The sequence below is a fragment of the Clostridioides sp. ES-S-0001-03 genome (assembly GCF_020676075.1).
Classification (GTDB): Bacteria; Bacillota; Clostridia; order Peptostreptococcales; family Peptostreptococcaceae; genus Clostridioides.
Window position 1 is genome coordinate 108,850 of sequence record NZ_JACVWJ010000001.1, and the last position, 23,343, is coordinate 132,192.

Annotated in this window: 21 protein-coding genes; 17 read left to right on the forward strand and 4 right to left on the reverse strand. The window is 27.9% G+C overall.

What is annotated here, in order from left to right; all coding sequences use genetic code 11:
* Window positions 1-194 precede the first annotated feature (194 nt).
* The 8 genes from IC174_RS00485 (at window position 195) to IC174_RS00520 (ending at window position 7,575) form a co-directional block, all read left to right on the forward strand.
* Window positions 195-1,067, forward strand: a complete 873-nt coding sequence (locus tag IC174_RS00485; RefSeq protein ID WP_227435807.1) for a pilus assembly protein PilM — start codon at window positions 195-197, stop codon at window positions 1,065-1,067.
* The gene (locus IC174_RS00490) at window positions 1,068-1,511 is read left to right on the forward strand and encodes a hypothetical protein (protein ID WP_227481850.1); all 444 of its coding nucleotides are present in this window, start codon (window positions 1,068-1,070) and stop codon (window positions 1,509-1,511) included. It begins immediately after the preceding gene.
* 14 nt (window positions 1,512-1,525) lie between these two features.
* Window positions 1,526-2,110, forward strand: a complete 585-nt coding sequence (locus IC174_RS00495) for a hypothetical protein (protein ID WP_227481851.1) — start codon at window positions 1,526-1,528, stop codon at window positions 2,108-2,110.
* Window positions 2,111-2,362: 252 nt separating this feature from the next.
* Window positions 2,363-3,403, forward strand: a complete 1,041-nt coding sequence (locus IC174_RS00500; RefSeq protein WP_227481852.1) for a YecA family protein — start codon at window positions 2,363-2,365, stop codon at window positions 3,401-3,403.
* Window positions 3,404-3,483: 80 nt separating this feature from the next.
* A complete protein-coding gene (locus tag IC174_RS00505; protein WP_227435824.1) occupies window positions 3,484-3,849 on the forward strand; it encodes a hypothetical protein in 366 nt (121 codons plus the stop codon).
* Between the two features lie 4 nt (window positions 3,850-3,853).
* Entirely contained in the window at window positions 3,854-4,171 is a 318-nt protein-coding gene (locus IC174_RS00510) for a hypothetical protein (protein ID WP_227481853.1), read from the forward strand.
* Window positions 4,172-4,218: 47 nt separating this feature from the next.
* Window positions 4,219-5,823 (forward strand): FAD-dependent protein, encoded by a 1,605-nt coding sequence (locus tag IC174_RS00515; protein ID WP_227481854.1) that lies wholly within the window; start codon window positions 4,219-4,221, stop codon window positions 5,821-5,823.
* Between the two features lie 123 nt (window positions 5,824-5,946).
* Window positions 5,947-7,575: a Na/Pi cotransporter family protein gene (locus tag IC174_RS00520; RefSeq protein WP_227435832.1), complete on the forward strand. Its 1,629-nt coding sequence runs from the start codon at window positions 5,947-5,949 to the stop codon at window positions 7,573-7,575.
* A gap of 214 nt (window positions 7,576-7,789) precedes the next feature.
* On the opposite strand, the gene IC174_RS00525 is transcribed toward IC174_RS00520, so the two are convergent.
* Window positions 7,790-10,834, reverse strand: coding sequence for a serine hydrolase (locus IC174_RS00525; protein WP_227481855.1), 3,045 nt, complete (start codon window positions 10,832-10,834; stop codon window positions 7,790-7,792).
* Between the two features lie 330 nt (window positions 10,835-11,164).
* Between IC174_RS00525 and IC174_RS00530 the strand changes: the two genes are divergently transcribed.
* From IC174_RS00530 to IC174_RS00560, 7 genes are all read left to right on the forward strand, one after another.
* The gene (locus tag IC174_RS00530; RefSeq protein WP_227433670.1) at window positions 11,165-12,514 is read left to right on the forward strand and encodes a glucose-6-phosphate isomerase; all 1,350 of its coding nucleotides are present in this window, start codon (window positions 11,165-11,167) and stop codon (window positions 12,512-12,514) included.
* Window positions 12,515-12,668: 154 nt separating this feature from the next.
* Window positions 12,669-13,748 carry a serine protease HtrA gene (htrA, locus tag IC174_RS00535; RefSeq protein ID WP_227481856.1) on the forward strand — a complete coding sequence of 360 codons (1,080 nt, stop codon included), beginning with the start codon at window positions 12,669-12,671 and terminating at the stop codon, window positions 13,746-13,748.
* A gap of 345 nt (window positions 13,749-14,093) precedes the next feature.
* Complete coding sequence (locus IC174_RS00540) at window positions 14,094-15,002, forward strand: trans-4-hydroxy-L-proline dehydratase activase (protein WP_227481857.1); 909 nt, start codon at window positions 14,094-14,096, stop codon at window positions 15,000-15,002.
* 4 nt (window positions 15,003-15,006) lie between these two features.
* Window positions 15,007-17,376: a trans-4-hydroxy-L-proline dehydratase gene (gene hypD, locus IC174_RS00545; RefSeq protein WP_227433673.1), complete on the forward strand. Its 2,370-nt coding sequence runs from the start codon at window positions 15,007-15,009 to the stop codon at window positions 17,374-17,376.
* A 303-nt stretch (window positions 17,377-17,679) separates the two neighbouring features.
* On the forward strand, window positions 17,680-18,483 hold the full coding sequence (proC, locus tag IC174_RS00550) for a pyrroline-5-carboxylate reductase (protein ID WP_227433674.1): 804 nt from the start codon (window positions 17,680-17,682) through the stop codon (window positions 18,481-18,483).
* A gap of 252 nt (window positions 18,484-18,735) precedes the next feature.
* Window positions 18,736-18,981, forward strand: a complete 246-nt coding sequence (locus IC174_RS00555) for a hypothetical protein (protein ID WP_227481858.1) — start codon at window positions 18,736-18,738, stop codon at window positions 18,979-18,981.
* 10 nt (window positions 18,982-18,991) lie between these two features.
* Window positions 18,992-19,159 (forward strand): hypothetical protein, encoded by a 168-nt coding sequence (locus IC174_RS00560; protein WP_227433676.1) that lies wholly within the window; start codon window positions 18,992-18,994, stop codon window positions 19,157-19,159.
* 68 nt (window positions 19,160-19,227) lie between these two features.
* Here IC174_RS00560 and IC174_RS00565 read toward each other — a convergent pair whose 3' ends face one another.
* Window positions 19,228-19,809, reverse strand: coding sequence for a TetR/AcrR family transcriptional regulator (locus IC174_RS00565; protein WP_227481859.1), 582 nt, complete (start codon window positions 19,807-19,809; stop codon window positions 19,228-19,230).
* A 171-nt stretch (window positions 19,810-19,980) separates the two neighbouring features.
* On the opposite strand from IC174_RS00565, the gene IC174_RS00570 reads away from it, so the two are divergent.
* Entirely contained in the window at window positions 19,981-20,166 is a 186-nt protein-coding gene (locus tag IC174_RS00570) for a hypothetical protein (protein WP_227433678.1), read from the forward strand.
* Between the two features lie 210 nt (window positions 20,167-20,376).
* Here IC174_RS00570 and feoB read toward each other — a convergent pair whose 3' ends face one another.
* Both feoB and IC174_RS00580 read right to left on the reverse strand, forming a co-directional pair.
* On the reverse strand, window positions 20,377-22,323 hold the full coding sequence (gene feoB, locus IC174_RS00575; RefSeq protein ID WP_227481860.1) for a ferrous iron transport protein B: 1,947 nt from the start codon (window positions 22,321-22,323) through the stop codon (window positions 20,377-20,379).
* 17 nt (window positions 22,324-22,340) lie between these two features.
* Window positions 22,341-22,559 carry a FeoA family protein gene (locus IC174_RS00580; protein ID WP_227433680.1) on the reverse strand — a complete coding sequence of 73 codons (219 nt, stop codon included), beginning with the start codon at window positions 22,557-22,559 and terminating at the stop codon, window positions 22,341-22,343.
* Between the two features lie 206 nt (window positions 22,560-22,765).
* Between IC174_RS00580 and IC174_RS00585 the strand changes: the two genes are divergently transcribed.
* Window positions 22,766-23,275, forward strand: coding sequence for a Gx transporter family protein (locus IC174_RS00585; protein ID WP_227481861.1), 510 nt, complete (start codon window positions 22,766-22,768; stop codon window positions 23,273-23,275).
* Window positions 23,276-23,343: the final 68 nt, after the last annotated feature.

Consider the following 23,343-nt stretch of genomic DNA (forward strand, 5'->3'; position numbering starts at 1 on the left):
TATATTAAGTTTAATTCAAAACATAATTAAATGATTTAAATAGGTATTGATTATTTAAAGTTAATATATGCATAAATAAAAGATTAAGTATTTGTATAATTAAAATATGTCTATATAAATACTGTATAGTCTCTGTAAAAATCAAATATACTGTGCGTTATAAAATTTAAAAGCTATTATCACCTAAGGAGGAGATGGTTATAATTAAAAAATTTTTAACTTTAGAAATAAATGACGATTATATAAGGGTTGTACTTTTAAGAAAAAACTATAAAAAAATATTTATAGATAAATCTATTATAAAAGAAGTAAGCTTTAATATTAAAAGTGATATTGATGAGATTGAAAAAACTGGATATGTAGAAAATGTAGTAAAATTAGTAAAAGATGAAATAAATAATATAAAAAAATCATACAAAAATTTGTACTTTAATATTCAAACTCAAGACATAGTTATTAGAAATATTGAGATATTGAATACTAAGAAAAAAAGAGACATATTAAACATGATAGAATTTGAGATAACACAATATATTCCAATAAACATAAATAACTATTCAATAAAATATAAAATTATAAACTCTAGTAAGGATAAGTTAAATATACAAGTAATTCTTTTTCCTAAAAATATTATCAAAGTAATTAAAATCATTTCAGAAAGTCTAAATATGAACCCAAAAGCGATAAACATAAATTTTGATATACTACAAAAACTTATAAGTTTAAATTTAATAGATAATTTTATAGAAGATGGAGTGTTTATAGAATGCAAAAAAAATCAATTTATTATAAACATAACAAAAAATAAAAAAATAGAAGAAACATATCTATTATCAAAAGAAATAAAATCCTATGACTCAGTAAAAAAATTAATAAGTAGATTTAAATATGTTTATTATTATGGTATAGAAAATTGTTTTATAGAAGAGTATTTTAAAGATACAGAAAAAATTGCTGAAGTAAATCCATTGAGATTAAAAAATAAAGTAAGGGTGGAAAATAATTTTGATAAGGGCTTAAGAGATACTAGTATAACTTATATAAGCAGTATAGGGATGATTATTTAAATGAAAGCTTATAAAACAATAAATTTTTTAAATGGATTTAAAGAAACTAAGCGATATAATAAAATCTATAAAATAACGATAATATCAATTTTAATATGTGTTTCATTAAAAATGTTTATGTATATGAAATCTATAAATGAATTAGAAAATTATATAAGTCACAATAAACCCATAAATGAATCTAAATATACCGTACCAAATCTGGAAAAAACAGAAGAAAAGTTTTCTAGAATAAAGCTTGATGAAATTAAAAAAATATATGAAATAGTTGGAACAGATAACATTACTAAAATATCTATAGATAAAAACAAAATGGAGATGGAAGGAGTATGTGATAATCTAGATATTTTAGATAATTTAAGAAAAATAAATTACATAAAATATTACTATATAGACAGCATTATAAGAGATGGAGAATGTTATAAATTTAGAATAAAAAGTTAGACAGGTGATTAATTTTGAAATTAAATAAGAGAGAAAAAAATCTGATGAAAATATTGCTAATATTAATTATTGTATTAGTAGTTAATGTAATGTCCAGACCTCTAGAAGAGAACCTAACTAATTTGAAGAAAGAAAAACAAAATATAGTGAATGAAATAAAACGACAAGATAATTACAAAATTAAAGGTAATGGGTACAAAGATGATAGATATGTAAAAAATGTTGAATTAGATAGTAATACAAAATTAAAAAATAATTTTAATAACTCATTTTTAGATAAAAAAACAAATAAAGATATAGTATTATTAGTAGAAAATGAATTGAGAGATATTGTAAATGTGGAATACATCAATCAAGAAAGTAGCTTAGACAACTACAGTAAAAAACAAACTAATTTAGAAGTAAAAGTTAATGGAGAACTTGAAAATGTGTTGAAACTTGAAGGTGTAATGAAGAACTTAAGGTTACATAATAAAATTGAAAAAATAGAAATTAATAAATTAAAAACAAGTAATCTTGAGGCCAAAAACATTTCAAACGAATATAAACAAGAAAAAAACAATCTTGTAGAATGTAAAATGACAATTAGAGTCACATAACAAAAAAGAATAGATAAAGTAAAAAACTATTATCAGTTCATAAAACTTTATAGAAGAATTAGTTTTACGATAATCCATTTCTGTAAGAGGGATTGTTAGTGATTTTATCGAAATCCTAATTAAAGTGAATATATTATACCAAAATATAAGTAAATTTGAGATAATATTTGCTTATACTATAGATTGATTGATAAAAAAATGGTATAATAACAAATTGTACTTTAATTTAATAATAAGGGAGTGGAAGTCATATTGTTAGGGAGAAATGAGCTATGCCCTTGTGGAAGTGGCAAAAAATACAAGAAATGTTGTTTAAATAAAGATATTGTTTCAGAAAGAGCAAGCAGAAAAACTGAACTTTCACAAAAGCAATATACAGATTTATATTCAAAATTATATGATTATTCAAGACAGGATAGATTCAAAGATGAATGTGAAAAAGCTAAAGAAATGTTTTATATAATGCAAAATGATACTGTAAATGAAAAGTTCGAAAGATTTTTTAATACGTATTTAATACAAGACCACATAATGGAAAATAAAAAGGTCATGACGGTTGGATTTCTTGAAGAGAATGGTGCAAACTTAAGTCAATCAGAAATTTCAATATTAAAAAGTTTGTTTGAATCCTATGTAAGCATTTACGAAGTAAAAGAAATTTCTACAGGAAAAATAGTTTTAAGAGATTGTTTAAGTGGGAAAGAACTTTACACAGAAGATGTAAAACTTCTAAGAAGCTTTAAAATCGGAAGCTGTATGATAGCTAGAATAATTGATGTTGAAGGAACTAATATATTAATAGATGTAACTATAAGTATATCAAATGAAGTTAAAGATATAATTTTAAATGATGTTATGAATTTATTTAATCAATATAAAGACCTATATAAAGATATGAAGACGTTCTTAATTTATCATACACATGTATTATATAAATATATACAACAGCTTTTAGACCCAAGTATAGCCGAATATTTAAAAAGAGAAAGAGATAAAAATGATAGTAAAAAAGTTAATTTAGAAGGTGAATTAGCTGAAGTAGAATGTAAAGTTTTAGATACTCTTAAAGAAAATGTGGAAAAAGAAAATATAGATGCATGTATAGAGTTCTGGAATGAATATAAGAAAAGTCATGAAAATATAAAAGGAGCTGAAAGTGGTTGGGCAGCTGCTGTTGAGTACTATGTTAAGAAAGAAGCAGGACAACCTATAACTCAAGTGCAAATATCAAAAAAATATGATATAAGCTCTAGTACATTAGGAAAAAGATACAAAGATTTAAAAATATCTTAATTAATTATAAAAAGCTTTAAGTCATAGATAAAGAATCTATAGTATAATATATGTATAATGTGTAGAAAGAGGTATTAATAATGAGTCTTAGTTTAGGAAATGCAATTGCTGTATCAACAAACTTTATAAAATCTAACCCAGCAGTACCTGTATACGACGGAGAAGAAATATATGCAGTTATTTATCATATAGAAATAGGATATAATAATGGTGTATCACCTGATACTAAACAATATATAATAATAGACTATAAAGAGTTCGATTTATCTATGGATAGAAAAAATGAACTAGTAGAAGTTGCTAAGGAGTACTGCAAATCTAAAAATATTGTAGAAAATGAAAATCTTGAAATAAATCTTTTGGATAATGAAGAAGCAGAAAACTTCTTAGAAAAGGTATTTAATAACATGAAAGTTATAAGAGGCCTTATAACTAAAAGAGGATAAGTTAATGGAGTTTATTGGTATAGAAAATATAACACCATATGAAAACATATATGAATTTAGTGTATATAAATACGATGATGAAATCACTTTAGGTAGTGAAGATTTATATATATGTGAATTAAGGGTTATATTAATTAAAGTTAATTCTTTATACGTTGAAAGATTGAATAAATCAGTTGAAGCAATGGTTTTAGTAAAAAATCTAAAAAAAGATTTGGGTAAAGAACTTATTGTAGACAAAATAAAGAAATTTGTGCTAGACGAAATTTGGGTAGAAAATCTAGTAAAAGAGAATATAGAAGTTATATTTGTAGAAAGCTAGGAGTAACCCTAGCTTTTTTATATTATAATCTAAGAGAGGAAAACAATATGTTAAGGGTATCTAATATAAAACTTGGAATCGATAAAGATATATCTTTATTAAAAGATATTGTACTTAAGAAATTAAGAATAAAAGAAAAAAACTTAATAAAATATAGTATATATAAAGAATCTATAGATGCTAGAAAAAAAGGGAAGATGGAATTTGTTTATTCTGTAGATGTAGAAGTTAGAGATGAAAGTAAAATACTAAGCTCAAAAATAAAAGATGTAACAAAAATAAAAGATGTAAAATATGTAAATGTAGCTATGGGTCATAAAAAATTGAATAATAGACCTTTAGTAATTGGAAGTGGACCAGCTGGTCTATTTGCAGGGCTTATTTTGGCTCAAATGGGTTATGAACCAATTATACTTGAAAGAGGTCTTGATGTTGATAGTAGAACTAAGGACATAAGTAATTTTTGGACGACTAGAAAGTTTAAAAATAATTCAAATGTTCAATTTGGAGAAGGTGGAGCAGGAACTTTTTCAGATGGGAAACTCACAACTAGAATAAAAGATATACGATGTAGAAAAGTGCTAGAAGAATTAGTTCAGTTTGGAGCACCAGATGAAATATTATATTCACATAAGCCACATGTTGGTACAGATATATTAAAAAGTGTAGTTAAAAATATAAGAAATGAAATAATAAATCTAGGTGGACAAGTTAAATTTGATTCAAAAGTTACAGATATAGTTGTATTAAATAATTCTATACAATCTGTAATTGTAAATGATAGTGAAAAAATAGATACAGATGCAGTTATATTAGCTGTTGGGCATAGTGCAAGAGATACTTATGAGATGTTGCATTCAAGAGGTGTAAAAATAATTCAGAAACCATTTGCAATAGGAGCTAGAATTGAACATCCTCAAGACTTGATAAATAAAGCACAGTATAAGGAATTTTATAATCATCCTCGACTAGGAGCTGCTGATTATAGACTTATAGAACATGTCTCAAATGGAAGAACAGCATATACTTTTTGTATGTGTCCAGGAGGCAGTGTCATAGCATCTGCATCAAATGATTTTGAAATAGTTACAAATGGAATGAGTGAACATGCAAGAGATAAAATAAATGCTAATAGTGCATTTCTAGTAAATGTACTTCCAGAAGATTTTGATAGTGATAATCCACTAGCAGGGGTTCATTTTCAGCAAAAATATGAGAAATTAGCTTTTGAATTAGGTGGTAAAAATTACAATGCGCCAGTTCAACTTGTTGGAGATTTTATTAATAATAAGACTTCTGAAAATTTAGGAAGTGTTGAACCATCATACAAACCTGGATACAAGCTTACAAATCTCAATGAATGTTTGCCTAGTTTTGTGGTAGAAACTATGAGAGAAGCATTTATATCTCTTGATAAAAAATTAAATGGATTTGCAATGCATGATGCAGTCTTAACTGGTGTAGAAACTAGGTCATCATCACCAATAAGAATAGTAAGAGATGAAAACAGTTTGGAGTCAATAAGTATTAAAAATTTATATCCCTGTGGTGAAGGTGCTGGATATGCAGGTGGAATAGTCACAGCAGCAGTAGATGGTATAAAATGTTCAGAAAAAATAATACAAAAATATGCTAATAACACAAAAATTTAACATAAACTTAATGATTTTTTAATATTTAACATGAATTTAACATTACTACTCCTATAATTTGATAAAATACAATAGGTTATAAAATTTTTAAATATAGTAATCTCTTTACAAGGAGGAAATAATTTGAATATTATAATAAGTCTAATGGGTGGATTAGGGCTGTTCTTATATGGTATGAACCTTATGGGAGAAGGTCTGCAAAAATCTGCTGGGACAAAATTAAAAAAGATAATAAAATTACTTACTAGTAATCTATTTATGGGAGTTTTAGTAGGTACAGGAGTTACAGCAGTAATACAAAGTTCAAGTGCTACTACTGTAATGGTTGTTGGTTTCGTAAATGCAGGCATAATGACTTTAAAACAAGCAATAGGGGTTATAATGGGTGCTAATATAGGTACTACTGTTACAGCCCAATTAGTATCTTTTGATTTAGCTGGAATGGCTCCAGTAGCATTAGGTATAGGTATTATACTTTATTTATTTGGAAATAAACCTAGAATAAAAAATATAGCCGAGATACTTATAGGTTTTGGGATATTATTTACAGGTATGGATTTTATGAAAATGGCAGTTGAACCATTAAAGGACTATCAAGGGTTCACTGATTTACTTGTTACATTTGGTAATTATCCGCTACTTGGACTATTATTAGGATTTGGTATTACAGCAATAATACAGAGTTCAAGTGCATCTATGGGTATGTTGGTTGCATTAGCAGCAGAAGGTTTAATACCACTAGCAGCAGCATTACCAATTCTTTATGGTCAAAATATTGGTACATGTGTAACTTCATTGCTATCAAGTATTGGTGCTAATAAAAATGCACGAAGAGCAGCTATGATGCATTTAATCTTCAATGTTTTGGGAACAGTAATATTCTTATTGTTGTTGAATAAACCAATTGTAAATTTAGTTACAAGTTGGGACCCAAGTAATGTTGCAAGACAAATAGCTAATACACACACATTGTTTAATATTATATCCGTCTTAATACTTCTACCATTTACAAAGGTTATCATAAAACTAGCCATTAAGCTTGTTCCTGATAAAGCTGGTGATGCAGATGAAGATGAAGCTAAGACTATTAAATATATAGATGATAGAATGATAGAAACTCCTTCCATAGCTCTTGCCAATACGATAAAAGAAGCACTTCGTATGGGAGAAAAAGCTAAGGAAAGCTTAAATGCATCTATGGAAGCGTTAGTAGAACATTCAACTGAAAAAATAGATAAGACATACAGACGTGAAAAACTAATAAATGATTTACAAAAAGCTATCTTAAATTACTTGCTTAAACTTTCAAAGGCACCTTTAGATGATAATTCTAGAGAAGTTGTAGACACCTTATTTAATACAGTTAATGATATAGAAAGAATTGGTGACCATGCTAAAAATATAGCTGAATTATCTCAAGTTGCAATAGATTCAAATATTTCTTTCTCTGAAGAAGGACAAGCTGAACTTGATATTATGTACAATAAAGTTGTTTCAGCTTATACTTATGCTTTAGAGTCAATGAGAACTGATGATGTGGATTTAGCCTGTAAGGTTATAAAAATTGAAGAGCAAGTTGATATAATGGAGAAGTCTTGTAGAGCTAATCATATGTATAGATTGAATAATAATTTATGTAGTATAGAAAATGGAGTTATTTATTTAGATGTAATAAGTAATCTAGAAAGAATATCTGACCACGCTGTTAATATAGCACAACAAGTTATAGCTAAGAGATTGGGAACTGATTAAAAATAGTAATTTAAAATAAAATAAGAATTAAAATAGATAATGAACAAAAAAGAAGGAGTTGTCTTAAAATTGATTTTTTCTAATCAAATTTTAAGTTCAACTCCTTTAAAATTTAGGCTAATTATTCTTAATGAATCATCATAAAGAATAATTGTTTTAATGTCTAATGGCGATACAATTTGTTTATAACACTGTATATTTTATAATCAAAATATTAAGCTATTTCTTTAATTTGTTTAAATGAATTTTCATTTCCATTTCCACCAATTTGTGTTACTGATTTAAATCTCATAGTTTTAAATAGTTCTTTTTGACTATAGTCTAGTAAATTTCCTACTAGTATTACAGGAGATTTAGTTTTTCCAGCTAAAACCCCAACAGATAAACCATCTATTAAATCATCTTGTTTATTGATTCCATTTTTAGCTACATATAGGTTATTTATATTAGAATCCTTGTAGAACTCTTTTATTACTTTTGCATTTGTTTCATTTCTAGTACTACCTGATATTCTTTGTGGATTTTTAAGTTTGTTTTCTATATTTTTAGAAACTGTATATTCTCCACCTATTATATAAGATTTATCTATTTTTTTATCTTTGAATAAATCATTTATTTCAGTTATATTACTATTTTCATTAGTAAGTATTATAGGCATATCATTTTGAGCTGATGCTGCACCAATACTTACTGCATCTGCTAATCCTTTTTCACCATTAACTACTGATATTTTTGATATATTACTAATTCCTTTTAATTCTTTAGCAAGATTTAGAGAAGTCTCATATCTATCATTTCCTGAAATTCTAGATACAGACATATTATCTGACTTTATAGTATCTAAAGATTTTTCGTTTACAGAAGCTTCACCACCGATTACATATACATTTTTAACTTTTAATCTCTTTAATTCAGCTAAAGTCTTCTCATTTATTTGAGAACTTCCAGTTAACAATATAGGAGCATCTTTTTTATATGCAAATGGTGTTGCAGCCAAAGCATCTGCAATTGCAGAATCATTTATTAAAACGGCATTTTCAGCGTTTTCCCAACCTGCTTGGCTTATCTTAATAGAAGTTTCATATCTATCAGTTCCTGTTAATGCATTTGCATTTACTTCATCTTGGTATGTAACTTCAAATTTGGCATTTGGACTTCCTAAGAAAGCTATTACGCCTCCTTTTGGCAATCTAACTCTATTATTCTTTGTCACTAAAGAGTAATTTACAGGAGTTCCTTTATCATCATAAACTGCAAAAGATGAATTTTGAGGAAGATTAACTTCTATTTTTTTATTTGCTATATCATCGCCAATTTTGTACCATTTTGCATACCCTTTTGAATCTATTTGATATGTAAAAGATTTTTCTGATGATAAATTAGTTAGGGAATCTTCACTTACATATGTTTGTGTTGCAAATTTTAGGTATTCTGTACCATTTTCTTTATACAGTTTGATATCACTCAAATCACGACCCATTACACCAGGTATTTCTATAAAAGCATTTGAATTATTCTCATCTATTATTTTAGTATTAGCTAAAAAACCTGGAGTTTTATCAGAAACACCAAGCATTGCTTTAACAGAGCCAAACATATAGTATTGAGAAGTATATTTTTCATCTACTAGATAGTAACCTTTTTCACCTCTTTTTTCCCATGCTTCTTTGACACTATTTGATATATTATTGTCATCTACCTTTTGAGCTACATAGTATAAACTTGCTGTCTGACCTAATCCAGGAACATCATCATAAGAGCTCATATTTAAATATGTGATATTATTTTTTTCTTTTACAAATTTTAGGCAACTATTACCTTTTTCAGATACGAATCTATCTTGACCTATGTATACATATTTATCTTCAGGTCCATTTTCTATGTATGGAGAAGATACTGTTAGAGTACCATTATCATTAACATCAACTTTTAGCATATTTGAAGAAGCATAAAGTCCACTATTTTCTTTTAAGTAACTTGGCATTTTGACTTGTTGTGGCTTACTAAATGTTTTATCAGGTTTTATTTCTTTAATTTTACCTTTTTCTTTTAATGCAGATAGTAAAATTTCTTGTCCGATTACTTCGTTAAGTTGACTACTTCCACCAGAAGAAACAACTGCAACTGCCATATTTTCATCTGGAAGCACTGTAAGATTACTATGGAATAATAAAGAATCTCCACCTTTTGTAAGTGCTTTTAGATTATATTGATTAAATGGATAAGTGTTGACACAATCCCATCCTAAACCATATCCAAGGATAGAGTCTTCTCCCTCAGGCCATAGACCATTTAAATATTCTTTACTTTCCATAGCTTTTACTGAAGCAGGAGAAAGAATTCCATTTGATTTTTTCATAAATGTTTGTGCAAATGTACATAGATTTTCTGCACTTGAATATAAACCACCTGCACCTATAGTATTAAGGTTATCTTGTGGAACTGCATCTTCCCAATAAGGTACATAGGCTTTTGCAAGTTTTGAACTATCAAAGCTATTTTCTGGAGTTTTTGTGTTTTGTAAGTTAAGTGGATTGTTTATGTATTTATCAAGAAAATTAGTAAATGACATACCAGATACTCTTTCTACTAAAATTTCAGCTAAAGTAAATCCATCATTACAATAAACAGAAAAAGCTCCTGGCTTAGCTTTTAATCTTTGTTTCTTTAATTCTTCTAAGAAATTATCATGATTATAAGAATCATTGTCTCCCAATAAAAGGGCATTTTTAAAACTACTTCCCATTAGCCCTGATGAGTGATTTAATAACATTCTTGGAGTGATTTCTTTATATCTATCATCAGCCATTTTAAATTCAGGTATATATTTTACAACAGGAGTATCTAAATTTACTTTTCCCTGTTCAACCAACTTCATAACAGCTGTAGTAGTAAATACTTTACTGATAGAGGCAATATTGTACATATTATCCTTAGTTAAATTTTTATTATCTTGTTTGCTGTATACTCCACCATTTCCAGAAATCTCAATTTTACCATTATCAATTAGAGCATATTGAGCGCTTACAGCTCCATATTTAGATAGTAAAGTTTGAATTTTCTCTTTAGCAAGAGCTCTAGTTTTTGTGTAAGACTCCGAACCTTTACTATAATCATTTAACTCTATATCAGAGCTTTGATACTTATCAGAGATGTTTTTTGTGTCATTATCAGCAAAAGCAATATTTGGAGTAGCTGTAAATAACATACTAAGTACCAATGTGCTAGATAATAACTTAAATAATCTTTGCTTAAACATATTAAATTACCTCTTTTCCCTTTTAATAATTACAATTAGCATAACATTCTTAATTATTTTAATCAACAGATTATTATTAAGAAAAATACATTTATAATAAGTTACATTTTATATATATGAGAGAAATAAAAAGATAACATTTTGCTATTGGACTATTCATTTATTTAATTAAAATTTTATAATTGACAAATAGTTGTAATATTTAGAAGAATCGATTTCCTAATAATGCTTGAGGATATATGCATTATTTTGTGGCAAACTTTTTAAAAAAACACCTAGATTTTATGTTATAATCTCTGTAAAACGCATATGCTGAAAAGAGGGATTTAAATGGGAAAAATAAATTTTGATTATAGTAAAGCTACGGAATTTTTTTGCCAAAAAGAAATAGATGTCATGCAGCCGTATGTAGATGTGGCACATGATATGTTACATAATAAAACTGGTTTAGGAAATACTTTTTTAGGATGGATAGACCTTCCTAAAAATTATGATAAGGAAGAGTTTGCTAGAATAAAAAAATCTGCTGAGAAGATAAAATCTGATTCAGAGGTTCTTCTAGTAATCGGTATAGGAGGCTCTTATTTGGGTTCAAGAGCTGCGATAGACATGGTAAGTCATTCTTTTAGAAATGGGCTTAAAAAAGAGCAAAGAAATGCTCCTGAAGTATATTTTGTAGGTCATAACATAAGCTCAACATATATTATGGATTTACTAGATGTAATTGAAGGTAAAGATGTTTCTGTAAATGTAATATCTAAATCAGGTACTACTACAGAGCCAGCTCTTGCTTTTAGAATATTTAAAAATTATTTAGAAAAAAAATATGGAAAAGAAGAAGCTAGAAAGAGAATATATGCAACAACAGATTCAAGTAAAGGGGCGCTTAGACAATTAGCTACAGAAGAAGGATATGAGACTTTTGTAATACCAGATGATGTAGGTGGTCGTTTTTCTGTATTGACAGCTGTTGGATTACTTCCTATTGCAGCTGCAGGACTTGATATTGATGCCATAATGAATGGTGCAAATGATGCTCGTGAAGCATTTCAAAATTCTGACTTAAAAAATAATGACAGTTATAAATATGCTGTAGCTAGAACAATTTTACATAGAAAAGGAAAAGATGTAGAGTTATTGGTTAACTATGAACCTCAACTACATTATATGAGTGAGTGGTGGAAACAACTTTATGGAGAAAGTGAAGGAAAAGAAAATAAAGGATTATTTCCTGCTTCTGTAGATTTTTCAACAGACTTACATTCTATGGGACAATATATTCAAGATGGAAAAAGACTTTTATTTGAAACAGTACTTAATGTTGAAAGTTCTAAGAGAAATATAACTATAAATTCAGAAGAAGTAGATTTAGATGGTTTAAATTATTTAGCAGGCAAAACTGTAGATTTTGTAAATCATAAAGCTTTTGAAGGTACTCTATTAGCACATACTGATGGAAAAGTGCCTAACTTGGTAATAAATATACCTAAATTAGATGAGTATAATTTTGGATATTTAGTGTATTTCTTTGAAAAAGCTTGTGGAATAAGTGGATATTTACTAGGAGTTAATCCATTTGACCAACCAGGAGTAGAAGCATACAAGAAAAATATGTTTGCTTTACTAGGAAAACCAGGTTATGAAAAAGAAAAAGAAGAATTAGAAAAAAGACTTAAATAATTTTAGATAGTTAAGGTTTAATTAAGATTAGAATAATATAATGAAATCATCGAAAGAGAGTTTACTCAAAATAGATGATTTCATTTTTTTATGGAAAATTGGGAAAAATATATTTTGATAATTTATATTATATTTAGATAGGGAGTGGTATGAGATGTCAAGAAGAAAGAAAGGTATAAGTTTAGTAATATTAGTCGCTATAATAAGTTCAATACTTAGTAGTTTGCTAACAATAATTTTAGTTAAAGATAATTTAGGAAGTAAATCTACAGGAAGTTCTACGCCCATAGTTGTAAATGATGATGGAAAGAGCCAAAACATTTACCAAGCAGTTGCAGAAAAGGCAACACCATCTGTTGTAGGTATTACGACAACTAGCGTCGATACTAGTAATATGTTTGCAATACCAACTGAAACACAAGGAGTAGGAACTGGGATTATAGTAGATTCAAATGGATATATACTTACTAATTCTCATGTTATATCAGATGGCCAAGCAACTAGTGTTAATGTTTTATTTAATGATGGTTCAACAACATCAGGTAAAGTGGTATGGTTTGACCAACAACTTGATTTGGCCATAGTTAAAGTTGATAAAACTGGATTAACACCAGCTGAATTTGCAGATAGTGATAAAGTAAAAGTTGGAGATATATCAATAGCAATAGGTAACCCACTTGGACTAGACTTCCAAAAGACAGTTACTCAAGGTATAATAAGTGGATTAGATAGAACTATACAAACAGAAAAAACTAATATGACAGGGTTATTACAAACTGATGCAAGTATAAATGCAGGAAATAGTGGAGGGCCATTGTTAAATCAAAAAGGTCAAGTAATTGGTATAAATACAGCAAAAGCTTCTCAAGCAGAAGGGTTAGGATTTGCGATACCAATCAATACAGCTAAAAGTATAGTTGAAGAAGTAATAAAAACTGGAAAATATGAAAAAGTAACTTTAGGTATAAAAGGGACAGATGTATCAAATTATGAAGCAGCTACAGGTACAAAATTAAGTACTGACAAAGGAGTATATGTTGCAGAAGTAATATCTGGTTCATCAGCAGAAAAAGCAGGAGTAAAAGTAGGGGATATTATAACTAAAGTAGGAGATGCAGATATAACTGGTATGAATGACCTTAATAAAAAGTTATATACTTTCTCAAAAGGTGCTAGCACAAAAATTACATTAAATAGAGGCGGAAAAGCAGTAACAATAAATGTAAAATTCTAAATGTTACTAGAGAAACAGAGACTACATGGTAAAGTGTAGTCTCTGTTTTTATTTAATTTTTATAGTATATATATCTAAATTAATTAAAATAACATATTGTTTATAGAGATTATCTATATTTACTTATAAAAATAAAATTAATAAATATTTAAATTTAATTTATAAAATCAATATAAATATCATAATAAAATAAAAATTTTTAATATTACTAAAAAAATATAGACAAAATAATAACGAATATAGTATTATGTAATTGTAGAAATGCTTTTCATAGAAATAACCTATGAAGATGAATTACATAAAGATAAAAAAAAGGAATGGATATTCTTTAGGGGTGAAAAAATTATGAATCCATTAGTTATAAATTTACAAAAATGTAGTATACATGATGGTCCAGGGATAAGAAGTACAGTTTTTTTTAAAGGATGCCCACTTGAATGTGTTTGGTGTCATAATCCAGAAAGTCAAACATATACAAAACAAGTTTTGTATAATGAAGAGAGATGTTCAAGATGTGAAGCATGTATAAATATATGTCCTCACAAAGCAATTTACAAAGGTAAAACAAAAATATGTCTAGACCAAGAAAAATGTGAGTTTTGTGAAACTTGTTTAGATTATTGTATAAACAATGCTAGAGAAATAGTAGGTCAAGAGTATTCTGTTAAAGAACTGGTTAAAGAGATAGAAAAAGATAGAATTTTCTATGAAGAATCAGGTGGAGGAGTAACTTTATCAGGTGGAGAAGTAATGGCTCAAGATATGGATTTTATTTGTGGAGTAATAAACATGTGTAAATCAAAGGGAATTCATGTGGCAATTGATACTTGTGGATATGCAAAGTCAGAAAATTACGAAAGAGTTGCTGAATGTGCAGATTTGTTCTTATACGATATTAAACTTATTGATGAGGAAAAACATATAAAATTTACAGGAAAATCAAATGATTTAATACTTAAAAATGTTAAACTTTTGAGTGAATCAGGAGCTAATATAAATATAAGAATACCATTAATTGTAGGAGTAAATGTAGATGATGAAAATTTAGAGGTTAAAAAAATGATAGAGTTTTTAAAGCCTTTGAATATAAAAGATGTAAGTCTTCTTCCATATCATAACATTGGTAAACATAAGTATTATAAAATTTATAAAAAGTATGAAGGAGAAGAGTTACAAAGACCTACTGAAGAAAAATTAGAAGAAATAAAAAGGCTGTTTGAAGCAAGTAATTTCAATACTAAGATTGGGGGGTAATAAAATGTTAAGAGGAACTTTTGAAAGAACTAAAAAATTAAGAGAAGAAAGTGTTAATGCAGAACCACACATATCTATTGAAAGAGCAGTACTTATGACAGAAGCTTATAAAAAATATGAAGGAAGTGTAGAAATTCCTGTACTTCGTGCTTTATCATTTAAACATTACATTGAAAACAGAACTCTTAGTATAAATGATGGAGAATTAATAGTAGGCGAAAAAGGAGATTCACCTAATGGAGCACCAACATATCCAGAAATTTGTTGTCATACAATGGAAGATTTAGAAGTAATGCATAATAGAGACATAATAAATTTTAGTGTGTCTGAAGAATCTAGAAAAATACATCAAGAGGAAATAATACCTTTCTGGAAGAAGAGACAAACCAGAGATAAGATAATAAATGCTATGACACCTGAATGGTTAGCAGCATATGAAGCAGGTATGTTTACAGAGTTTATGGAACAAAGAGCTCCAGGACACACAGTTTGTGGAGATACAATATATAAAAAAGGATTTTTAGATTTAAAGAAAGATATAGAAGCAAGACTAAAAGAATTAGATTTCCTTAATGACTTAGATGCATATAATAAAAAAGCTGATTTAGAAGCTATGGCAATAGCTTGTGATGCAATGGTTATATTAGGAAAGAGATATGCTGAAAAGGCAAGAAAAATGGCAGAAGAAGAAACTGATGAAGCTAAGAAAAAAGACTTATTGTTAATTGCTGAAACTTGTGATGTTGTACCAGCTCATAAACCAGAAACTTATCATCAAGCTATACAAATGTACTGGTTTGTTCATATAGGGGTTACTACTGAGCTTAATATATGGGATGCATTTACTCCAGGAAGACTAGACCAACATCTAAATCCTTTTTATGAAAGAGATGTAGAAAATGGAATATTAGATAGAGATAGAGCACAAGAATTACTTGAATGTTTATGGGTTAAATTTAACAATCAACCAGCACCACCAAAAGTTGGTATAACACTGAAAGAGAGTAGCACATATACAGACTTTGCAAATATAAATACTGGTGGAATAAATCCAGATGGTCAAGATGGTGTTAATGAAGTTAGTTATATAATACTTGATGTTATGGATGAAATGAAATTAATACAACCTAGTTCAAATGTTCAAATAAGTAAAAAGACTCCTCAAAAATTCTTAAAGAGAGCTTGTGAAATATCAAGAAAAGGATGGGGTCAACCAGCATTTTATAATACTGAAGCAATAGTTCAAGAGCTTATGGAAGCTGGTAAAACTATAGAAGATGCAAGACTTGGAGGAACTAGTGGTTGTGTTGAAACTGGATGTTTTGGTAAAGAAGCATATGTTTTAACTGGATATATGAATATTCCAAAAATACTTGAATTAACACTAAATAACGGTTATGACCCAATTGCGAAAAAGCAAATAGGTATTGAAACTGGAGACCCTAGAGATTTTAAATCTTATGAAGAATTATTTGACGCATTTAAAAAGCAGTTACATTATATGATTGATATAAAAATACAAGGAAATGCTGTAATAGAAAATATATGTGCAAAACATATGCCTTGCCCACTTATGTCTACAATAGTTGATGATTGTATAGCAAAAGGTAAAGACTATCAAAGAGGTGGAGCAAGATATAACACTAGATATATACAAGGTGTTGGTATAGGAACTATAACAGATAGTTTAACAGCAATAAAATATAATGTATTTGACAAGAAAAAATTTGATATGGATACATTACTTAAGGCACTTGATTCTAACTTTGAAGGATATGAAGCTATACTTAATATAGTTTCAAATAAAACTCCTAAGTATGGAAATGATGATGATTATGCTGATGGAATAATGGAAGAAATATTTAATGCATATTACAATGAAGTAACTGGTAGACCAACTGTTTGTGGTGGAGAATATAGAGTAGATATGTTGCCAACTACTTGCCATGTATACTTTGGAGAAATTATGGGAGCAAGTGCAAATGGTAGACTTTGTGCAAAGCCAGTTTCAGAAGGAATCTCTCCAGAAAAAGGTGGAGATACTAATGGACCTACAGCAGTTATAAAATCTTGTGCTAAGATGGACCATATAAAAACTGGTGGAACATTGTTAAATCAAAGATTTGCACCATCAGTAGTACAAGGTGAAAAAGGATTAGACAACATGGCTAATCTAGTAAGAGCATACTTTAATATGGATGGACATCATATACAATTCAATGTATTTGATAAAAATGTATTATTAGAGGCTCAAAAGAATCCTCAAGATTACAAAGACTTAATAGTTAGAGTTGCAGGATATAGTGACCATTTCAACAATTTAAGTAGAACATTACAAGATGAAATAATAGGTAGAACTGAGCAAACATTCTAGGATTGTTTGTAAATAAAACTTCTTACTATATAAAAATGTAACTGGTATAATAGTATATATTACCAGATACCATTTTAAAAAATTTTAGATTAATTCTGAGCTAACTTTCTGGATGGGAAGTTAGCTCGTTGAGTTTAATGAAAAAATCGTTAAATTTATATTTAATAAACTATATAAAGAAGTAATTTATAATAATCATAATAAAATTATATTTTATAATAACTAAGATAATTTTAAGCAGTTAAAATATTATAAATTTAGCTACTTTAAAATAAAAACTAATAGAAAAAGAGGAGATTTGATATGAAAACTTTAGGATTTATTGGTTCAGGAAATATGGGAAGTGCAATGATAGGTGGTATAGTAAAATCAGGATTAGTAAAAGCAGAAGATATAACTGTATCAGACTTAAGTCAAGTTGCTTTAGATAAAGTAAAAGAACAATTTGGAATAAATACTACAACTGATTCAAAGGTGGCTGTTGCAAATTCAGATGTAGTGATAGTAGCACTTAAGCCTAATATATGTGAAAAAGCTTTAGCTCCACTTAAAGAATTAATAGATGCAAGTAAAATAATAGTATCAATAGCAGCAGGAAAAACTATAGAAACTCTTGAAAGTATTATAGGTTCAGATAAAAAGATAGTAAGAGTAATGCCAAATACTCCAGCACTTGTTGGAGAAGGTATGTCAGCTCTTTGTAAAAATTCAAATGTTACTGATGAAGAATTGAATATGATTAAAGCTCTATTTGAATCATTCGGAGAAGCAGAAATAGTAGCAGAATATTTAATGGATACAGTTACAGGTATTAGTGGCTCTTCTCCTGCATATGTATTTATGTTTATAGAAGCTATTGCAGACGCAGCAGTACTAGCTGGTATGCCAAGACAGCAAGCTTATAAATTTGCATCTCAAGCTGTTATGGGCTCAGCTAAGATGGTTCTTGAAACTGGAAAACATCCAGGAGAATTAAAAGATATGGTTTGTTCTCCAGCAGGAACTACTATAGAAGCAGTTAAAGTGTTAGAAGAAGAAGGATTTAGATCAGCAGTTATAAAATCTATTGTCGCTTGCATAGATAAATCTAAAGATATGAGTAAATAGTAAATTAAGAATAAGATAAAAATATATGTCTCAAAATGAATTTTGTAGTTTATTTTGAGACATTATTTATATGTATTAACAACTATAATTCTACTAAATAAAAAAGAAGTAATCTTCATATTGATTTTTTACAGATTATATAGATATGTATTAATCTTTTTAAATATTAGTTTGATAATATGAATTTTATTTTAAAATAAAATATTTATATAAATAGCCAATAGAATCTATTATTTTAACGGTTTTTGATATATGGAAAAACTAGCAAAAGAACTTGGTGTTGAAATTGATATATGTCTTAGTTCTATTAAAGATAGAAAAACACAAAATGAAGTGTACATAGAGCTAATTGACAGTAGTATATATGTCTTAATTATAAGACCTAAAGATACTACAGATATGGATGCCCAGTTAGAAGCAGTGAAACAAATCATTGCAGGAACACAATCAAGTACTATATATGGACGGAAAGGTATTAGCATAAACCGCTATAAATGAAGCCTATTACGTGGCTAGAGGAGAAAGAATTAACTATACTGACACTTTGGATAATGGTAGTGAAAAACCAATATCAGCGAGTCTTATTATTGGACGCTTGGTTATAAAAGAAAATTTAGATAAGATACTAATTGATAGCAAATGTTATACAAAAGAAGAAGTTTATGGTTCTAATTAATTAATAATTATAACCATAATTAATAAAAATTCTTATGGTTTTTTAATGATACCATAGGAATTTTTATTTTATATTTTATTTTTCAGCCCATGCATACCTTTTGTAATAAATATACTAATAATTTTTGCAGTTTTTTCTGCTGCTTCTGAATTATTTCCACTATATTCTTTAGAAATCATTTCTAAACAGCCATCTATAATTCCTCCTATAATACAAGCATCCAAAATATCAACTGTTTTTTTATCTTCTATTGTATGACTACTTTCTTGAATGCCTTTTTTCAGTATTTCTTTATATTTATAAAAAAAGGATGTACTTTTACCATTACAAGATAAATTTTTAATTGTGTTTGCATGTTCTTGGAAAAAGGTAACAATTTCTAAAATTTGAGGATATGGATTTTCAACAATATCATAAATATTACTTTCCTTCATTAGACTTATACATTTATTGAATAGTTCTTCTTCTATTTGTTCTTGAACATCATAAATATCTTTAAAGTGTGCATAAAATGTTCCTCTACTTACATCAGCTAATTCTAAAACTTCTTTCACAGTAATTTTACTAATATCACTATTTATACTTAGTTTAATAAATGCTTGCTTTATTGCTTCTTTTGATTTTCTTATATCTCTTCTTTCTTTTTTCATCTTCTAATTATCTCCAATAATTTTTTGATATATGTATAAATTCATACAAAATTTATTTAATTTGTATAGAACTATACAAAATATTTATAATTTATACATTGTGTATAATATTATATAATAGTATACTCTATCTAAAATAAAAATCAAGTTTTTGGAAAGGTGGAATTTTATATGAATAGTATAAAAAAAGAAATAGAAAATATAGTATCTTCTTCTAAAAAAATTGGGAAAGCATACCATGAAACTGGTGTTGAAGTTGGAAAAGCTTATGCAAAAGCAGGTAAAAAAACTGCAAAATTATTCAAAGAATTATATGATGGTGAAGAAACATATGAGGTAAAAACAAAAGAAGATTGATTTGTAGAAACATAGGGAGTTGAACATGAAGTTAGGTAATAAGAGACTAAATAAGTAAATAAGAGACTAAATAAGTAAAAAAGAAGCTATTACACAACAATTTACATTTGTTTGTGTGATAGCTTCTATATTGTTATAATAAGATTTTTGTAAGAACTATTTTTGAAAGATAGCTCTTTAAATTTATTTTTAAATTAAAATATTTACATATTAGTGTGTACTACTTTTTTTATTACTGTTTTCCTCACCTGAGCAAGAATTAGTACTTGGACATCCAGAACAACCAGAACATCCACTACAGCTATTTCCATTTTTGGTAGATTTAAATTTATTAAACAAAATTAAAAATGCAAGAACTATGATTATTCCGCCGATTAAAGCTTCCATTATTGAATTTCCCATAAATAATACTCCGCCAATACTTTTAACTATAAAAGCCATTATCCATGCTAATATAAACTGATATGCAAATGATGTAAACATCATTTTATTTCCATATTCTTTTTTCATAGTTGCAAGAGCAGCTATACATGGAGTATATAGAGCTGTAAATATTAAGAATGTATATGCAGTAACACCATTAAATATTGTTGGTAATACAACAGTCAAATTACCATATAGTATATTCAAAGAGTTTACCACGATTTCTTTTGCTCCAAGACCACTTAAGATAGCAACTGAAGTTCTCCAGTCATCAAAACCAAGAGGTTTAAATATAGGAGATATAATATGACCTATAGTAGCTAAAAAGCTTACATTTATATCTTCTGTAAATCCAAATACATTAAATGAAGAAAGTCCCCAAATAACAACTGACATTGCAAACATTACAGTAACTACTCTTATTAAAAACCCTTTTGATTTATTCCAAGTATTTTTAATAAGTGCGTCTATAGTAGGTATTCTATATTCTGGTAACTCTAATATAAATGGTTCAGCCTCTGTCTTAAAAGCTGTTTTATTTAAAACTAGTGCAACCACAATTGCCATAATGATACCGACCAAGTATAATGATGTAGTTACTAAAGCAGCATGGTGTGGGAAAAATATAGCTACAAATAATGCATATATAGGTAGCTTTGCTCCACAAGTCATAAGTGGTGCAATAAGAGCTGTAACTCTTCTGTCTTTTTCACTTTCTAGTGTTCTAGTTGCCATTATAGCAGGAGAAGAACATCCCATACCCATAACTATGGGTATAAAAGCTTTACCAGATAGACCAACCTTTCTCATAACTTTATCCATCAAAAATGCTGTTCTTGACATATATCCACTATCTTCAAATAGAGATATACCAAAGAATAATGTAAATATTAAAGGGAAGAATGGTAAAGTACCACCAACACCTCCAATTATTCCATCAACAATAAGTGATTTAAACCATGGGCTAGAGTTAGCTAACATATCACTAACGGGTGTAGAGATATAAGCTTCTATAAGGCCTGCAAAGCCCTCTTGAAGTGGGCCTCCAACCCAATCAAAGGTGAACTTAAATAAAAGAAACAATACACCAATAAATATTGGATAGGCTAATATAGGATTTAAAACTATATTGTCTATTTTATCACTGATAGATTTTTTGTGTGTATATGTAGTCTTTGTACATCTTGATAAGATAGATTCTAACTTCTTATACGTTTCTGTTTCGCTTCCAAAGTCTGTTCGATATTTAAATGATTTTTTAGTAGCATCTTTAATTTCTGATTCTATTTTTTCTACGCCATCTTTCTTTTTTGCGATGATTGGAACAACAATTACTCCAAGTTCTTCACTTAATTTTTTATCATCTATATTAACACCCTTAGATTCTGCAATATCTAACATGTTAAGCAGTATAACGATAGGTTTATTAAATTGCATAAGTTGAGTTGTTAAGTAGAGATTTCTTGATAAGTTAGAAGCATCTACTACATTCACTATTACATCAACATCTTCATTTTCTAAATATGACTTAGAAACCTTTTCTTCATTTGAGAAAGTATCCATTGCATATATACCAGGTAAATCTACAACCTTTATTTCTTTCCCAATAAATCCTTCTTTTTTCTCAATAGTAACACCAGGCCAGTTACCAACATACTGATTTGAGCCTGTAAGCAAGTTAAAAACAGTAGTCTTACCAACATTTGGGTTTCCTAATAATGCTACATTAATCACAGGTAGCTCCTCCTCTATTATTGTAAAGAAATATTTTTAGCATCAGATTTTCTAATAGCTAAGTCAAATCCTCTAAATCTAATTATAATTGGGTCTCCAAATGGAGCAACTTTTTTAACTTCTATTTCAGTACTATTTATACATCCAAGTGCAAGTAATCTTTTAGATAATTTAATATCTCCATCTATATTATTAATAAGTCCTTTTTCTCCTATTTTCAAATCGTAAACAGTCATTATTAACACCTCCTAATGAAATTCATTATCATTAAAATTGTAACAAGTATGATACAAAAAGTCAAGGATTATAGGGGGAATTACAAGTTCAAATTGATGATATTTACTTTAAATATATTATAGAATATTTTAGTCTAAATTAGGTGTTTTTATATATTTTGTATTATAATGTAATATGATATATAAAATTTGGAGGAATTAACTTAATGAAAACTAGAAAAATGACATTTTTAGGTCTTATGATAGGATACAGTTTAGCCTTATATGTACTAGAGGCATATATACCAAACCCTCTTATAATTATATTTCCAGGAGCAAAATTGGGTTTGAGTAATATTATAACTTTAATTTCATTAATGTTGTTAGGTGTCAGAGATACTGTTATAATTGTTACTATCAGGGTAATTTTGTCATCAATATTTGCAGGTCCTCTATCTTATCTTTTATTTAGCATAGGAGGAGCTTATTTGAGCCTTTTATTTATGTATTTAGCAAGTAAAATAAAGGGATTATCAATGATAGGAATAAGTATTTTAGGGGCAATAGGGCATAATATAGGTCAATTAATAGTTGCAAGTTTAATAATAGAAAATATACTTGCTATAGGATACTTGCCATTTATGTTAATGGCATCATTAGTAACGGGTATGTTTGTAGGATTAGTATCTAGGTATACGGTGCCCAAATTAAAGCATTTTTATAGTAAGTTTTATTGACATAATATTGACAAAATATAATATTGTTTGATAAAATGTATATAAAAATATACAAATTTGTAATAGTG

Bases quoted from the DNA above. Each gene is read 5' to 3' on its own strand.
- IC174_RS00485 (WP_227435807.1), top strand. From the start codon at position 195: ATGGTTATAATTAAAAAATTTTTAACTTTAGAAATAAATGACGATTAT.
- IC174_RS00490 (WP_227481850.1), top strand. From the start codon at position 1,068: ATGAAAGCTTATAAAACAATAAATTTTTTAAATGGATTTAAAGAAACT.
- IC174_RS00505 (WP_227435824.1), top strand. From the start codon at position 3,484: ATGAGTCTTAGTTTAGGAAATGCAATTGCTGTATCAACAAACTTTATA.
- IC174_RS00510 (WP_227481853.1), top strand. From the start codon at position 3,854: ATGGAGTTTATTGGTATAGAAAATATAACACCATATGAAAACATATAT.
- IC174_RS00515 (WP_227481854.1), top strand. From the start codon at position 4,219: ATGTTAAGGGTATCTAATATAAAACTTGGAATCGATAAAGATATATCT.
- IC174_RS00525 (WP_227481855.1), bottom strand. From the start codon at position 10,834: ATGTTTAAGCAAAGATTATTTAAGTTATTATCTAGCACATTGGTACTT.
- IC174_RS00530 (WP_227433670.1), top strand. From the start codon at position 11,165: ATGGGAAAAATAAATTTTGATTATAGTAAAGCTACGGAATTTTTTTGC.
- htrA (WP_227481856.1), top strand. From the start codon at position 12,669: ATGTCAAGAAGAAAGAAAGGTATAAGTTTAGTAATATTAGTCGCTATA.
- IC174_RS00540 (WP_227481857.1), top strand. From the start codon at position 14,094: ATGAATCCATTAGTTATAAATTTACAAAAATGTAGTATACATGATGGT.
- hypD (WP_227433673.1), top strand. From the start codon at position 15,007: ATGTTAAGAGGAACTTTTGAAAGAACTAAAAAATTAAGAGAAGAAAGT.
- proC (WP_227433674.1), top strand. From the start codon at position 17,680: ATGAAAACTTTAGGATTTATTGGTTCAGGAAATATGGGAAGTGCAATG.
- IC174_RS00555 (WP_227481858.1), top strand. From the start codon at position 18,736: ATGGAAAAACTAGCAAAAGAACTTGGTGTTGAAATTGATATATGTCTT.
- IC174_RS00565 (WP_227481859.1), bottom strand. From the start codon at position 19,809: ATGAAAAAAGAAAGAAGAGATATAAGAAAATCAAAAGAAGCAATAAAG.
- IC174_RS00570 (WP_227433678.1), top strand. From the start codon at position 19,981: ATGAATAGTATAAAAAAAGAAATAGAAAATATAGTATCTTCTTCTAAA.
- IC174_RS00580 (WP_227433680.1), bottom strand. From the start codon at position 22,559: ATGACTGTTTACGATTTGAAAATAGGAGAAAAAGGACTTATTAATAAT.
- IC174_RS00585 (WP_227481861.1), top strand. From the start codon at position 22,766: ATGAAAACTAGAAAAATGACATTTTTAGGTCTTATGATAGGATACAGT.